The organism is Pedobacter aquatilis (assembly GCF_032678405.1).
Classification (GTDB): Bacteria; Bacteroidota; Bacteroidia; order Sphingobacteriales; family Sphingobacteriaceae; genus Pedobacter; species Pedobacter aquatilis_A.
This window is the reverse complement of sequence record NZ_JAVTSJ010000007.1, coordinates 1-16,348: the sequence shown is the minus strand read 5'-3', so window position 1 is coordinate 16,348 and position 16,348 is coordinate 1. Positions and strand designations below refer to the sequence as shown.

General features: G+C 38.4%; 9 protein-coding genes and 1 pseudogene. All 10 read right to left on the bottom strand.

What is annotated here, in order from left to right; all coding sequences use genetic code 11:
- Nucleotides 1-290 precede the first annotated feature (290 nt).
- Nucleotides 291-1,430, bottom strand: coding sequence for an efflux RND transporter periplasmic adaptor subunit (locus R2R71_RS17985; RefSeq protein WP_316832665.1), 1,140 nt, complete (start codon nt 1,428-1,430; stop codon nt 291-293).
- A 6-nt stretch (nt 1,431-1,436) separates the two neighbouring features.
- Entirely contained in the window at nt 1,437-5,801 is a 4,365-nt protein-coding gene (locus R2R71_RS17980) for a CusA/CzcA family heavy metal efflux RND transporter (RefSeq protein WP_316832664.1), read from the bottom strand.
- An 80-nt stretch (nt 5,802-5,881) separates the two neighbouring features.
- Nucleotides 5,882-6,262, bottom strand: a complete 381-nt coding sequence (locus tag R2R71_RS17975) for a hypothetical protein (protein WP_316832663.1) — start codon at nt 6,260-6,262, stop codon at nt 5,882-5,884.
- A 153-nt stretch (nt 6,263-6,415) separates the two neighbouring features.
- Entirely contained in the window at nt 6,416-8,368 is a 1,953-nt protein-coding gene (locus R2R71_RS17970; RefSeq protein ID WP_316832662.1) for an OmpA family protein, read from the bottom strand.
- A gap of 82 nt (nt 8,369-8,450) precedes the next feature.
- Nucleotides 8,451-9,413, bottom strand: a complete 963-nt coding sequence (locus R2R71_RS17965) for a type IX secretion system membrane protein PorP/SprF (protein ID WP_316832661.1) — start codon at nt 9,411-9,413, stop codon at nt 8,451-8,453.
- A gap of 67 nt (nt 9,414-9,480) precedes the next feature.
- A complete protein-coding gene (locus tag R2R71_RS17960) occupies nt 9,481-9,789 on the bottom strand; it encodes a gliding motility-associated C-terminal domain-containing protein (RefSeq protein ID WP_316832660.1) in 309 nt (102 codons plus the stop codon).
- 50 nt (nt 9,790-9,839) lie between these two features.
- The gene (locus R2R71_RS17955) at nt 9,840-11,129 is read right to left on the bottom strand and encodes a gliding motility-associated C-terminal domain-containing protein (RefSeq protein ID WP_316832659.1); all 1,290 of its coding nucleotides are present in this window, start codon (nt 11,127-11,129) and stop codon (nt 9,840-9,842) included.
- 72 nt (nt 11,130-11,201) lie between these two features.
- Complete coding sequence (locus R2R71_RS17950) at nt 11,202-14,213, bottom strand: hypothetical protein (RefSeq protein ID WP_316832658.1); 3,012 nt, start codon at nt 14,211-14,213, stop codon at nt 11,202-11,204.
- A gap of 10 nt (nt 14,214-14,223) precedes the next feature.
- Nucleotides 14,224-14,712 (bottom strand): hypothetical protein, encoded by a 489-nt coding sequence (locus tag R2R71_RS17945; protein WP_316832657.1) that lies wholly within the window; start codon nt 14,710-14,712, stop codon nt 14,224-14,226.
- Nucleotides 14,713-14,721: 9 nt separating this feature from the next.
- Nucleotides 14,722-16,348 (bottom strand): annotated as a pseudogene (locus R2R71_RS17940) (hypothetical protein); the annotation flags it as partial.

The window sequence follows — 16,348 nt, the reverse complement described above, 5'->3', positions numbered from 1 at the left end:
AAACGAATACTTAAAAATGAGTAGGATTAAGTTTGCGATGCCCGCTTCGAAACTGACGGCTCAAGCTTCTTCAAAACCACCGAATTTACAGCCCATCATCAATAATCAAAATAAAAAAAGGACAACCAAATTAATGATTGTCCCATATCTAAATTAACGCTCTCAACTATGAAGTTGATGTAAGGCTCTCACCCCTTACGTTGTAAAGATAAGACCATTTAGATGAATTTTTCATGAAGATAAATATGAAGTTCATTTCAATGATATTATTTCATTATTGTTGAAAAAGCCTATTCTCCCTCTTCCCCTCCGTTTTTCATTTTCATTAATACTGCATAGGCGTTTTTAATAACTACCTGCTCAGGCTTACTAGCCATTTTTATTTCCGTAAATCCATTTGCGCTGGCACCTGTCTCAACCGGGAGCATTTTATAATTATTATTACCTGTTACCTGGAAAATGTAATAGCGGTTTTCCCACTTCACAATTGCATCTTCAGGCAGAACATCCACTTCTGCATTTCCAATGGCAATTGCGGCATTTAAAAATGTTCCGGGAAGCAGCTTACTGTCAGGGTTTTCAATGTCGCAATGAACACTTGTTGTTCTGTTATCCTCAATGTTTGGCGTAATTAAGTGGATTTTTGCCATATATTTCTTATCAGGATTCGCGGTTGTTGTACAAACTATCTGTTGGCCAACCTTCAGTTTAGCAGCGTCCCTTTCAAACACTGTTAGGTTAGCGTGTAATGAACCCTGGCCAATTAATTCAAAAAGAACATCGGCAGCATTAACAAACTTACCGGTATTGATATTTACCTTAGTGATGTACCCCGTTATAGGTGCATAAATATTAATATTCCTGGTGATATTATTTACATTTAAACTGGAAGGATTAATTCCAACTAAGCGGAGTTTTTCAGCAAGTGCTTTAACCAGTACTTTCTGGTTATTAAAGTCACTTTCAGTTTGCTGGAAAATTTTATCACTTGTTGCTTTGGTTTCGTTCAGGCCTTTTTGTCTGGTATAATCAGCCGAAAGAAATTGCAACCTGTTTACTGCTGTCAGGTAATCTTGCTGCAATTGTATATACTGCTGATCTTCTACCGTGGCTAAAACAGTGCCCTTTTTTACCAGCATACCAGGCATCATGACCATTCTTTTAATGTAACCACTCATGGGCACACTTACTGAGAATGTATTTTCAGGTGGTACGTCTACTACACCATTTACATTTATTGTACCGTTGATGGCTTTCTTCTCGAATTGCCCGGTTACAATCCCTGCATTTTTAACCTGTTCAGGTGTAAATGCTACCATGTCGGCATTTGTACTGCTTACTTTCTCTGCAGGCTTATCTTCTTTTGCGGTATTACTACAAGCCGCCAGAACTGACATGCAGATTAATCCGCCTATTATTTTACTCTTCATTTTGATTTATTTTTCTGTGGCTGTAATACGTTCTATTTCAAATGCGGCTTCGTTAAACTGCTGCACCTTATCATAATATTCTACTTTAAGCTGTATTGACTGATTGATTAATATTACCCAATCGAGGTAAGCAATTTCGCCTGCGTTAAGTTTAGCGGATGCTGTTTTTACGATATCAGATGCATTTCTTAAAGATATTTTTTGATAAGAGTCGATTAATTTTTGCAGCTGAGCATAACTATCTATTGCGGTTGATAATTCATTATCCAACATTTTCCTGGTGAGTTCCAGTTCCTTTTCACGCTGTAGTATCAAGATTTTTGAAGCTTTAATGCGTGATTGTTGTGCGCCAAAGAAAATGGGAATCCCCAATCCTATACTTACTGAAGAAAACCTTTTACTTTTATCGAAATACTGTTCGGCGCCAATACTGCTTGTTTGCCAGCCCATAATACTGGAATTATTGTAACCAAAATTTAAAGATGGCATAAGCTTACTGCTTTCCAGCGATTTTTGCTGTTTTGCCGCAAGCAGATGAGCTTCGCTTAGCTTAAGCAAAGGATTATTGGCCCATTCATCATTTAAAATTGTATTTGATGTATAAACAATACTATCTGGCGAAGCTTCCAATGTAGTTTTACTGTTTAATAAGAATTTGAACCTATTCAACATTTTGGCATAATCTGTCTTTAGATAGGCCAACTGGTTACTGATTTGCTGTTTCTGGTTTTCTGCCGTGCGAAGCTCAAGTACATCGACATCACCCGATTTAAACCGCTGCGAAGACTTCTCAAGAAATGCGGAGTAGACACTATCTGCCCACAACAATAACTTACGTTTTTCATTTAACAACAGTAAATTATAATAGGTCGATTTAACCGCTGTCTTCAAATCGAGCTGTTTACCACTAGCCTGGATTTCGCTGATACGAAAGTTGGTTTTATGCACAGCGTACTGACGGGCATAAACCGTTGGAAAATCAAGAATCTGTACAACCGAAAATTTATTATCATTTTCCAGACTGTTCAACTTTCCGTAATCGAAGTTAAATGCAGTTTTAGGTGCATCAAAACTAGTCGAGGTGAGCTGTTTATAATATTGTACTTCGTTATTGGCAATTTGCAGGCTAATGTTATTTTTCACAGCTGTATCCAAGGCCGCTTTAAGGCTGATTTGTTGCTGTGCGTTAGCGCTCGAACCAGCAAAAACTATAATAATTACAAGTAAAGCAAGCTTACTTTTAGGCTTGAAATAGCCAAAGCCTTTTTCGAACAAAATATATAACATGGGTAAAACAAATAAGGTTAGCAGTGTAGAGATTAATAAACCACCTATCACAACAGTTGCTAGCGGCTTTTGAACGGCGCCACCTGCACCGGTGCTGATTGCCATCGGGATAAAACCAAGTGATGGAACCAAAGCGGTCATCAGTACCGCCCTAAGTTTTGACTTTGTTGCGTGAATAACGATACGCTTTACATCAGTCCAACCTTCCCTTTTTAACCTGTTAAATTCAGACACAAGTAATATTCCGTTCAATACGGCCACACCGAACAATGCAATGAAGCCCACGCCTGCAGATATACTGAAAGGCAGGTCCCTGATCCAGAGGGCAAAAATCCCACCTGTGGCTGATAAAGGAATGGCTGTATAGATTAACAAACCTTGTTTAACAGAACTGAATGCGAAATAAAGCAGCAGAAAAATTAATAAAAGCGCAATCGGAACAACAATCGCAAGCCTGGATTTAGCCGCGGTCATGTTCTCGAAAGAGCCGCCATAAGAAATCGTATATCCTTTGGAAAGATTGAGCTTATCTCCTGCCTTTTGTTGTAATTCTTCAACAATCGATTGTACATCCCTGTCTTTAACATTAAAACCAACTATAATCCTTCTTTTTGTATTTTCCCTTTGAATCTGATTTACGCCTTCTACCTCTTCCACATTGGCCACCATACTTAAAGGAATTTGTGTACCGGCCTTTGTTAGCACCATCAGATTTTCTACATCGCTGATATTTTTCCGTGCAGCTTCATCCAACCTTACCACCATATCAAAACGTTTTTCACCTTCATAAACCTGTCCGGCAATTTGCCCTGCAAATGCAGTATTCACCACCCGATTCACATCATCTACATTTACACCATATTTTGCCATCCCATCGCGGTTGTATTTGATAACCACCTGCGGCATACCGGTAACCTGTTCTTCATAAACATTAATTGCACCTTTCACTGTACCAATAATATCACCAAGACGTTTCGCGTAAACCGCCAATGAATCCAGGTCTTCGCCAAAAATTTTACACACCACATCCTGTCTTGCACCCGTCATCAGCTCGTTAAACCGCATCTGTACCGGAAACTGAAAACCTACCGTAATACCTGGAATTACTTCTACGGCCTTCGTCATTTTAGCACTTAGCTCAGGAAATGACTTGGCAGAAGTCCATTCTTTCTTAGGTTTTAATATAACCATCATATCCCCTGCCTCAAAAGGCATTGGATCGGTTGGTACTTCGGCACTACCGATTTTGGTTACAATTTTTTGCACTTCGGGAAATTTATCCAGCAAAATTTTTGAAGCTTTTTGCGTATTCTCTATCGTATTATTCAGGTTACTACCGGTAAGTAGTCTGGTTTCTACAGCAAAATCACCTTCTTCGAGTTGAGGGATAAATTCTCCTCCAAGCGTACCCATCACAAATACCGATATGGCAAATAAGGAAAGTGTAACCACAAGAATGGTTTTTGGAAAATTGAGTACTTTATTCAAAATGGGCTGATACCTTCTCTCCAGCCAAGCCATTAGTTTATCGGTAAGGTTTTTCTTATGACTGATATTTTTATTCAGGCACAAGGCCGACATCATTGGCACATATGTAATAGAAAGAATAAATGCACCCAGGATAGCAAAAGCGATTGTCCAGGCCATTGGCTTAAACATTTTTCCTTCAATACCTTCGAGTGATAAGATTGGCAAGTACACAATCAGGATAATAATCTGACTAAAAACAGCGGATTTAATCATTGAACCGGTTGACTTTTCAACTTCCGTATCCATTTGATTTTGATCGATACGGCCAACAGACCTGAAATGCTTACTATGGGAGAAACGATGCAAAATTGCTTCAACAACAATTACAGAGCCATCGACAATAAGACCGAAATCAATTGCCCCCAGCGACATTAAATTCCCACCTACACCGAATTTATTCATCAGTATAATTGCGAAAAGCATTGATAAAGGAATAACTGACGACACGATAAGTCCTGCACGCAGGTTTCCAAGAAAAAACACGAGCACAAATATTACAATCAGTGCACCTTCCATTAAATTGGTTTCTACAGTACTGATAGCATTATCAACCATCTTCGTCCTGTCGAGAAATGGTTCAATAACAACACCTTCAGGAACCATCTTCTGAATTTCGGCAATTTTCTCTTTTACACGTTTAACAACAACCGAAGAATTTTCACCTTTAAGCATCATTACAACAGCTCCTGCCACTTCGCCATTGGCATTATAGGTCATGGCACCATAACGTATAGCAGAGCCATATTGCACTTTTGCAACCTGTCCCATTAAAACAGGCATACCATTATCAAGCGTTTTAACCACAATTTTCTCTATATCGGCAAGACTTGTGGTTAAGCCTTCACTTCTGATATACAATACAGTAGGCCCTTTTTCTATGTAAGCGCCGCCGGTATTTTCATTGTTCTTTTCCAGTGCATCGAAAATTTCTGCAATAGTAAGTCCGTAAGCTTTTAGCTGGTCTTGCTTAACTGCAACTTCATATTGTTTTAACCTGCCGCCAAAACTCGACACTTCCGCGACACCAGGCGTACCTAAGAGTTGCCGCCTTACCACCCAGTCTTGAATAGTGCGGAGTTCCTGTTCGTTATACTTGCCTTCGTAACCTTTTTTAGGCCGTACCACATATTGGTAAATTTCACCCAGACCGGTTGAAACAGGAGCCATTGCCGGTGAGCCGATACCTTGAGGGATTTCCTGTTGTACCTGTTGCAACCGTTCGGCAATTTGTTGCCTTGCCCAATAAACATCAGTTTCCTCATTAAAAACAATCGTAACCAGCGAAAGGCCGAAACGGGAAAAACTTCGGATTTGTTTCAAACCCGAAATACTACTACAGGCTTGTTCGATTGGAAAAGTAATTAAACGCTCAATATCTGGCGCTCCTAGTGATGGTGAAACTGTAATTACCTGAACCTGATTATCGGTAATATCAGGTAAGGCATCAATTGGTAATTTAGTAACTTCAAATGCACCCCAGCCAATCAGCGAGAGTACAAATAAAGCAATGATTAGCTTATTCCTGATGGAAAAGCCAATGATTTTATTTAACATAATAGCTTTGAATTAAAATAAAGAAACTATCATTCAGACCCACGCTAAAGCGGGTTAAATGAAGAAATTGAAAAATTATTTTAAGCTATCGACATCGGAGGGCGGAAAAGGCTTCCGAAAGCAGGATTGTTATACCAGTTGCGGTAATGAAAAGTATTTTGTTCAAATAAGTTAAGACAGGCTGCTTTCAGCAAAACGAACTTTTCAGCAGGTACACCGATAGAAATTATATGATGTCCGTCTATTTTTTTGAAAGGCAGCTTCATATCCTCCTCATCATCATTATCATTCAGGTCCTGCCCAAAATAGTGCATATCTAAAAAATCGATAAAGCTGATCTCAGAATTGAGTTGATAATGTTGAATATAATGCAGCACAAGTTGTGGCGCCTTGATTACTTCACGAACCGAGGTATTGAAAATAAGCACCGGGAAAAGTAATATGAGGACAATTCTATTCACTGTGCAAATATACTAAAGCACCAAATTAATTCAAACCTTTCCATTTATCATGTCTGTTACTTAATATCATGCAGAGAAAGAATTTAAAAATTTATAATGCACAAAAAAGACCGCACAAAGGCGGTCTTCTTTAAATTATTTTCCTCCAAAGGATTATTGTTTTACTATTTTAAATTCTGTTCTTCTGTTTACTTGATGCTCAGCTTCACTACATTTTACTCCGTTAGCACATTTATTTAAGAGTTGTGTTTCACCATAGCCTTTCGCAGTTATCCTATTTTTATTTATTCCCCTTTCGATAATATACTGAACCGCCGAATTTGCCCTGCTTTGTGACAACCATTGGTTGTACTGATCATTACCTCGGCTATCAGTATGTGAGCCTAATTCAATCCAAATTGTTGGATTATCTTTCATAATCTTTACCAGTTTATCAAGTTCAGTTGCTGCATCTGCCCTTATGGTTGATTTATCGAAATCATAATAAATGTTTTCTAATCTTATGGGCTTATCTAACTCTATCTGCTCCAAAAACAAATTTTGCTTCAACTCTGTTGATGTGGTTAAGTTATTCGTAGTTAAGCTGGCAATATCGCTCCTGAAGTTTGTTTTTTCACCTGTCAAAGTATAATCTGCAGATTGATCAAGATTAAACTTAAAATCCCCGCTATCATCGGTTTGTACTTTTAAACTTTGTCCGCGTATTTTACTCAAGGTTACAATTGCGTTGGTTATTGGCCCGCCGGTTTTCTTATTTAATACTTTACCCGTTAACCTGAAGGCCAAAATTTGAGCTTGCGTAAAACTGTATATATCATCATCACCAAGTCCATCAACCCTGTTCGACGACAGATAGCCTGAGCCAGGAGCAAGCTGAATATAGGCAAAATCATCTTGCGGTGAATTGGTCGGATAGCCCATATTTTTTGGTTCGGTCATTTTCCCACCAACCAAAGTGGCCTTATAGATATCTAGTCCGCCCATTCCAATTCTCCCATCGCTGCTAAAGAAAAAATTATTCTCACTATCAAAAAAGGGTGTCCTTTCATTTCCTTCGGTATTTAAATCTTTAAGGTTAACAGGTAAGCCCCAATCACCCGTTTCAGTCTTCATGCTCACATACATATCCGTGCCGCCAATACCTCCGCTCATGTTCGATACGAAATAAAGACTGTTTCCATCTTTGCTGATAAAGGGATCACCAACTGAATATTCGTTTACATTATTATATTTAAATGGCATTGGAGCTGTCCATTTGTTGTTCACATCTTTTTTACTGCTGTAAATCTCGATGTTTACAGTAGCCAGTTTTCCTTTTATATATACTGGTTTCTTTGGGATTTTAGTTAGCGTGAAATACATTTCATTACCATCTGCTGTAAAACTCGCAGGTCCGACATGATAATCCGTATTAGCGTTAATCGGGAAGAGGCTCGTACTGTCTGTGGTTTTATCTACTTGATACAACCTTAAATAATGATTGCCCGTCCATCCATAAATTTCTTTATCGGGTACTTTAGTGCCATCGAATTTTAAAAAAGGTTTGTCATTACCCTGAGTTATATTTACTGAGCCTCGATCTGATGAAAACACAAGGTAATTCCCCAGCAAACTTAGGCCCCAATCTGATTCTGAAGAATTTATTTTTTGCTGATTGTTTATTGTTGTTGCCGTGGGATTTCTCATCCAGTTCATGGCAGAATCACAACTTAACAACCAAATACTTTGCTGTTTGGCAGTAATATCTTTTTGTACGTCGACATATTTCTGGTAGTAACTTTTAGCTTCTGCGAATTTAGAATTGCTTTGCAGCGCCTTTGCATAGCTCAATATATTATCAGGCTTTGTATTGGCCATTCCTGCAGCTACAGCATACCAGCTTTCTGTTTGTTTATAGTTATTCTGTAATCTGTAGCATTCGCCAAGTTTTTCAGCAGCATAAAGTGAGGGCTTCTTTTGATATGCCTGCTCGTATAAATCTATAGCTTTCTCATAATTAAAGAGGCCAAATTGCACATCAGCCTCTTTGAGAATATACTGTGCCATAACGGGCGTATCTGATACCGCAAGCGTTATTATAATGACAAGTTGTAAAACTTTTTTCATAATTTTTTATTTACCGGAAATGATTCAGTTGTGTGTTAAATACTTTTGCAATCAGCTTTATTTTTACTTCTGAAAATGACAACTAAAAATATCTCGGTGTTAGCATTCTTGTATTTTTTCTATTGAAGAAATAACCTATTGATATTTCATGAGTTCCGCTGCTGTAACCTTGTAACGGACCTATCGAAAAATCGTACGCGTAGCCAATCCTTAATGTTTGGGAAGGAAAGATTTGAATGGCTGTTACAGCGGAGTTAACATTGCTCAAATCATTTTGCAAATAATCTTTATTATAGAGTTTTACCCCGGTACGATAGGAACCACCAACCCAAAATTTTTCTGCTAAAATCACAAAGACATTTAGATCTAAACTTGTAGGTCCTCCACGGTCGTCTTTAAGCAAAAACGAAGGTTTAAGCAAAATATCGGTTGATAACGGAACGAGCATACCTGCCGTTAAATAGTAATGAGGTTTGGGCTGAGGGATAAAAGCATACCGATCAACAGCAATATATTGTGAAACCAGGTTATCGGCACTAAAACCAGCGTAAAAACGATTATCTGCGTAATAAACGCCAGCCCTGGCATCTGGCAAAATGGTACTCTCCATTCCGGTAGGCTGAAATGGTTCAGGGTCATTAGGTTTTAATAGTGCACCGTCGATACCCAATTGCACCGCACCAGCACCAAGGCCAAAGGCTAGTCTGGCACTTCCATCAGCATTCATTTTTATTCGATATGCGTAGTTTGCGTAAACTGATTGATTTCTCTGTGCGCCAAGTCTATCACTAGAAACCTGTAAAGCCAACCCTACATTGCCATCGTTAGCAATCGCATCTAACGCTAAACTCATTGTTTTTGGCGCACCAGCTATCCCTGTCCATTGCGTACGGTAGAAAGCATGCAGATTAAGCTGCTCCTTATATCCGGCATAAGCGGGATTAATATATATGCCGTTAAACATATATTGACTAAACTGTGCATCTTGCTGTGAAAACACAGTTTTGCCACTAATTATTAAAATCAATAACAATATTTTTCTCATAGCATCTTTTTCAATTTCATCACCTTCTATATTTTTGAGGGTTTACTCACCTTCAGTTAATCAATACTTATTTCTCATTATCATTTTTACACATCAAATTGATATGGCCTTTAAAAGTTTTCCAATCGCGGTTTTGAGATTCTTTAATCATTAGCATATAATAATAACTTCCAGATTTAAGCCCTTCCCCCATCCAATTATTTTTATAGTTTCTGGATTTATAAACTTCCTTACCCCAATGGTTAACGATATAGAAATGATTGTCGGTTACATACTCCAGACCAACAATTTCAAAACCAGCAGACTTGGTACCTGCTTGTGGAATAAAAAAATCAGGGATGTGAATTTCTGCCTGTTGTAATTTTATCCTAGCCATAAAAAATAGTTAAAATGAAATAAATCCTTTTTTAATACCGCTATACTTTATTACTTTTTAAAGGCCCTTATCAGTGTTGTCCATCCTGCATAGGTAAACCATTCACCATTATTTGTTTCACGCACTTTTAACAGGTAATAGTAAGTTCCTTCGTTTAATCCATCGCCATTCCAGTTATTTGTATAGTTATTTGATTTGTAAACCTCATTACCCCATCGATTGGTAATTACCAGCGTATTTTCTGCAAAAAGTTCCAATCCCCTTATCTCAAAAACATCGTTATCTCCATCCCCATTAGGCGTGAATAGCGTCGGGATAAACAGATCGCGGCCGGAAACAGATAGCTTGGTAAAATATGCGCCATTCGCATTTATATCTGTAGATAACACGATATTATTTCGTGTATGAACACCTTGAGAAGGATTTGTACCTTTTAATAAATCCCATTTGTTTCCGTTAATATAGCGGGCTATTGCAGCATTACTATCCTTAAATAAGTTTCCGTTAGTTGCTGAATTATGCTGTAAAATCATATTTGCAGTTAATGGTGTAGCACTATAAATATTCCATACCCGATCCATACCAGTTTCTTCTTTCTGTATACTTTTCCCTGCCATCAAATAGTTTTGAACACTGGCATAAATTCTTCCTGATGCAGATGGTGTTAATGTTGCAGGGGTGTAATCGCCTTCATCAATACCAATTGGGAATACAAATCCATCGCTACCTGCATAATCTTTTACCATGTGACCTGAAGTACTATTACTGGTTACAACCATTCTATCTTTTGAATAGTTAATAATTTTGCCGGTTGTTCCAAATACTAAATTATGTCCGTTTAAAACAATGTCAGCCTGATTAACAGCCATATCAATAGTACCTCCAATATTAAGTGTTGCGGAGTTTAGCCCGGAAGGATTAGTTGTACCAAAACCAGGATCGGAAACATCCGCAAGCATCAGATTGCTGTTGTTACGATGTTCAATGATTAGATTAATAAATCCACCATTATTCCCATCAATTTTAGTAGAACTTGAACTCATACCTGGATAAAAGGGGTTACTGCCTGGATTTAGAATAACGATTTTTCCTGTCCCGCTAAAAGTTGCACCTGGTGCTATCCATATATTTTTACTGTAAATTTCCAATGTTCCATCGATAGTCCAGTTGGAATTGGGCCCAAAATAAGTCCCTTCCGAAAAACGTTGTTCGGTAGTTCCTACGGCAATATTAACGGCTGCGTTATCAACAGTCATACTACCCGTTCCGGTTTGAGCGGATAGTTTTAAGCCTATTAAAAGCAGTAATAACGTAAATATTCTATGTACTAATTTTCTCATAGCAACTTTTAGTAATGCTCTAAACTGTTCCATATCTTGTAAAGAATAATTTCCTTGGCATCAGATAATCTTTTAATTTTTAATAATTTTTGCAGGGAGCATCGGATTTGTAATAATATTACATAACCTTACTTCTATGATCGCAGCTTTTGAATAAACTATACAGCTATTTGCAGAGGTAACTTTAGCCCTTACCGTTATTTTATCAAGTGATAATGCCGGTGATGAAAACTGTAATCCGGTATTACTAACTGAAATTTGATTGGGATAACTGGTATTTGACAAGCTCATCCAGGTCGAAGTTGGGATATCGAAATATTCCCAATCTATCTGGCTAGCATTATTAGCTGCAAAAGCTAAAGTTTTAGTTTCATCGGCACAAACATAAAACTCATCAGTTAAATCAGTTGTAATAACAGGTAATGGATATACGGTTACGGTAAAGGTTTTTTTAGGTCCAAAACAAGTAACTCCGTTTTTCACAATTCCCTCAGCAACCTGATAAGTTGTTGTACCTGCGACATTTGATGGCGATGGAACACTCGCTAAAGGTTGAGTAGCCCTATCATTGAAATAAAACAATTGATAATTATTTGCCGTACCTGTGGCTGATAAAGTAACATTGGTAAAAGATGATGGCCCGCCATTAACACAATATTTAAGATCTGATGCTGATGGTGCTGATGTAACTACCTCAAGAACCGTTTGTAAGCTCAGGTAGCAGAAGTTAACTGTTCCTGGAAGCATGGCATAATAATCAATTGAACCACCAGCTGGGTTTACAGGGAAGTCTCCCGTAATCAGCGAGCTTTCATATCCAGTCGTTCCAGGAACAGCACTATAAAATTTAGTTCCCTGAGGATAAGCGCTAGTTATTTCACTTCGAGGGATTACATTGCCTGCTGCAGAACAAAAAGCTTTAAATTGTTTTTTACCATTAACAACATCTGAAGGACAGCTACTCAGGAATGCTTGTGAAGGTACGATGTTCATACTAAAGGGATCTCTGATTGGTGTACTTCCACAATCTGTATTATAACCTGTTACAAATTCATTATTTATAGAAATTGCAGAGTTTGCACCGGTGCCGCTAAAAGTACCACCCAAATCAATTTTTAAACCGCAACTACCTCCAGTGCTTAATATTGTACAATCATTTGTTACTTTAATTGAGTATTTTAACTGAGCGAGTATGGTATTTGGGTCAGCCGGTTTAATAATTGTACCCAGATTCCAGATTATGGTTCCGCCTGCTGTTACACTTGGATCATTAATTCCGCCATCTGGAGGTATCCAGGTCACGGTTCCGCCACCAACCGGAACTGTACCACTTCCCACTGTAATGGTTGAGCCAGTATAATATACATTTGGAGGTAGAGGTATTTTTACTATACCATTATTTATATCTTCAGTTCCTTTATTATAAATAGTAGCTGTAAACTGGATATCCTGATTCGGATCGACACTAGCGCCATTGGCTATACTTGAAGTATTTGCATTATAAACCTGAATCTCTGGTATGTAAGCATCAACAGCAAATGTTATATTGAAAATGACATAGGTATCTTGCGTACTGCCATACTGAAAAGTTGTAGCAGTTTGATTATTTGCTATTATCGTATTGTTAGTATTTGACAGATCGAACATACTAACATCCAAACCAGTGTTATTATCTAAGTTTGGATTACGGGCATTCCCGCCAGTAACAATACTTGAATTAAAGAAATTGGTTACTGAATTTCCACTATGACTCAATGGAATCCAAGCGTTATTCGCTGCGTTTCTGATATTAAAATAGTCACCTGAAATGTTTCGATCGCCCTCACCAGCCATTAAACCCATTTTAACATTTACAGGCCCATTTTTAGCCGCCTGAAATCCTGATATCGCCAGCTGTTGCGCCCCAACAGCCCCGGCAATGTAGCCAAAACCATCAAATACAGTTATATCACGCCATTTCATTGATGGATTTTCATAAATAATAACCATTCCCCAACCACCGTAATAACCCGTTGAGCCACCATCACCTTCGGTTAATGCAATATCTGCTACGGTGTAATCTCCGGTACCATTAGCAATTACATAATCAGTTACATCGGCATAAGCAGCATACATATTTCCATCAGTTCCGTTTGGGTAGTAGATATCTGTGGAGGTTGCAGTAATATTCTGATAGGTGCCGCCTGCTTTTTTTAATTTTACCTTAGTTTTATCGAATGTTTTAGTTATGAGCTGACTTGAGGTTCCTGTTCCTGAAAGACTAACGTTAGCATAGTTATCAGCAGTAGCAGTGTAATTAGTTGCACTACCATTGGTTAGTGTATATCTGTTAAAGCTGTTTATCTTAATATTTAAGCTGCCATCAGCAATTATATAAGGAGTTGTTAATGTTGCGCTACTTGTACTTGTTGTTGTGGTATATGTTGAGGAAAGACTTGTCCAACTTGTTCCATTATTGGTACTAACATAAACTGCTCCGGCAGATGGCGAATTTCTTACTTCGAATAAATAAGTAGTTCCTGAACCCGTGAAAGAATATCGCGGATACCTGTCTGTTGAACTGTTATTTATTCTCGAAACAGCCATTGTGTAAGAAGAGTATTGCACAGCAGATCCATTTGTAAGTTTTTGAGTTGAATTAGCTGGCACCGCTGTAGAAACATTTACGGTTTTACTTACATTAAAAGTATTCGAATTATTATCATTGGCTCTTCCAGTCCAATATAATCCTGCATAAATTATTTTGGTACACGTAGGGTCTACAGTATAATTAAAATTAGAAGTTGAAGAGTTAAATGTATTTTCATCCCCATCAACATCAACATAAATCATTTGCGAATTACTGTTATCTGTTGAAGTTGAATAACTTGACAAGGTTAAATTCGTATTCCCAATCATTGTAAAGTCGCCCTGCAAATTATAGATTGATTTCCCCTGAAAAACCCCAGGCGCTTTTTGAGATGTACGCGGGGTAAATGCCACCCGAGATTGGGAAAAGCTTTTGTAATTGAATAGCAGTACGGCCAAAACCAACAGAACTAATCTAATAGCAGCTTTAAATTTATGCACAAAACACTTTTTCATTCGAACCCGTTTACGAAGCACGCTCCATTTTATAAAATACAACTTCAATTTGATCGGAAACATTTTCAGATGACAACAACGAACGAAGCATAGTTTTAATCTCTTCAATGCTTATCTGCTCATAGCTTTTTATTAATATAAATTTCAACAAAGGAAATAATGCAAGATCAGTAGGACTGATATCTATAGGTTTTACAGCGTCTACCTTAATATCAATTACTTTTATATTTTGAAATCCATTTTTATCGATTAGTGTATTTAATTTTCCAATCTGATTAAAATCCAATGTTAAGACCTCAGGCAGTTTATTTTGAACAGCATCCTCTTTCAAGCCTATTCTCTTTGCTGCGCCAAAAAACAAATACTTAATTTCATCACTTTCCTTAGCAGAAATACCTTTAATTTTATCATGATATGTACTTATCTTCGAAATTTGTGCCTGCGTAGCTGAAATAATGCTTACCCACGCCACGAAGACTAATGGAATTACTTTTTTCATTTTCCCTAATTATTTAACTACGAATACAATATTTGCAAATGAGGTTGTTTTAGCCTTACCAATTACATTATAAGTCATTACACCAGATGCACTAACCGAGGTTACATTTATTACAGTAGAATCGACATAGGTAACATAGTATTCCAAGTCGGTAGCATTCTGCTGATAAGGAATACTTTTAACTGAGCCGGTACTATTCATATTAGCCGGAACGTTATTAAACTGTGCCACATATAATGCATATAGATCTACCGTTTTGTTATTACCAATAGTTGCTACATCCAACACTATTGAGGGCATGTAAAACCATTTTGGTGCAACCCCGTTAACCTGTTTTAAAATACCTGAAACAGGATCTGCTACAACTATTTTATCGGTTATAACTCCTGGTTGCAAACCGCTAATTGCAAGCGTATTACTACCTGAAACAGTATTTGTTACAATAGTTGTTGAGGGCTCAGTTAAGGTCCCTCCAAGTTTTACATACTGGTTAGGCGCTGAACCTCCAATAGACAAACCATTCCCGCTATTAACTGACAAGCTAACATCTCTTAATACTGCATTTGTGCCGTTCTCAACTGTGATTGCTGTACCTGTGATCGTTTTACCTGTTGATATATTTGTTGCATCCACTGATAAAGTGCCAGTTCCATCAATACTTAAACCCGTTCCAGGTTTAACAACGCCCACAGTACTGCTTGTCGCATTATTTACTCCGATGATATAGTTTGATGTAGCTGTTCCATTGCCAGAAATTGTTAACGGAGTAGTAACTGTTGTTATCCCACCAACACCATTCGTGCCAGCCGGCCCTTGAGGACCAGTTAAACCAGTATCGCCTTTATCGCCTTTTGGGCCAGCTAAACCTGTTTCTCCCTTCTCTCCTTGTGGCCCTTGTGAACCGGTTAAACCAGTATCGCCTTTATCACCTTTGGGGCCAGCTAAACCTGTTTCTCCCTTCTCTCCTTGTGGCCCTTGTGAACCGGTTAAAACAGTATCGCCTTTATCACCTTTGGGACCTGCTAAACCGGTTTCACCTTTTTCTCCCTGTGGCCCTTGTGAACCGGTCAAACCAGTATCGCCTTTATCGCCTTTTGGACCTGTTAAACCTGTTTCACCTTTCTCTCCTTGTGGCCCCTGTGAACCGGTTAAACCAGTATCACCTTTATCGCCTTTTGGACCTGCTAAACCTGTTTCACCTTTCTCTCCTTGTGGTCCCCGTGAACCGGTTAAACCAGTATCGCCTTTATCACCTTTTGGGCCTGCTAAACCTGTTTCACCTTTTTCACCCTGTGGCCCTTGTGAACCAGCCAAACCAGTATCGCCTTTGGTACCTGCTAAACCGGTTTCACCTTTCTCTCCCTGTGGCCCCTGTGAACCGGTTAAACCAGTATCACCTTTATCGCCTTTATCACCTTTTGGGCCTGCTAAACCTGTTTCTCCCTTCTCTCCCTGTGGCCCTTGTGAACCGGTCAAACCAGTATCACCTTTATCCCCCTTATCTCCTTTTGCACCGTTGATGTTAGTCCAGGTATTGGTGGTTGGATTGTAAACCCAAGTGCCACTGTCATTGGTTACAATTGTAATTCCTTCCCCTGGTGCTCCTGGAGTGCCTGAACCGGGTGTACCAGGGGTA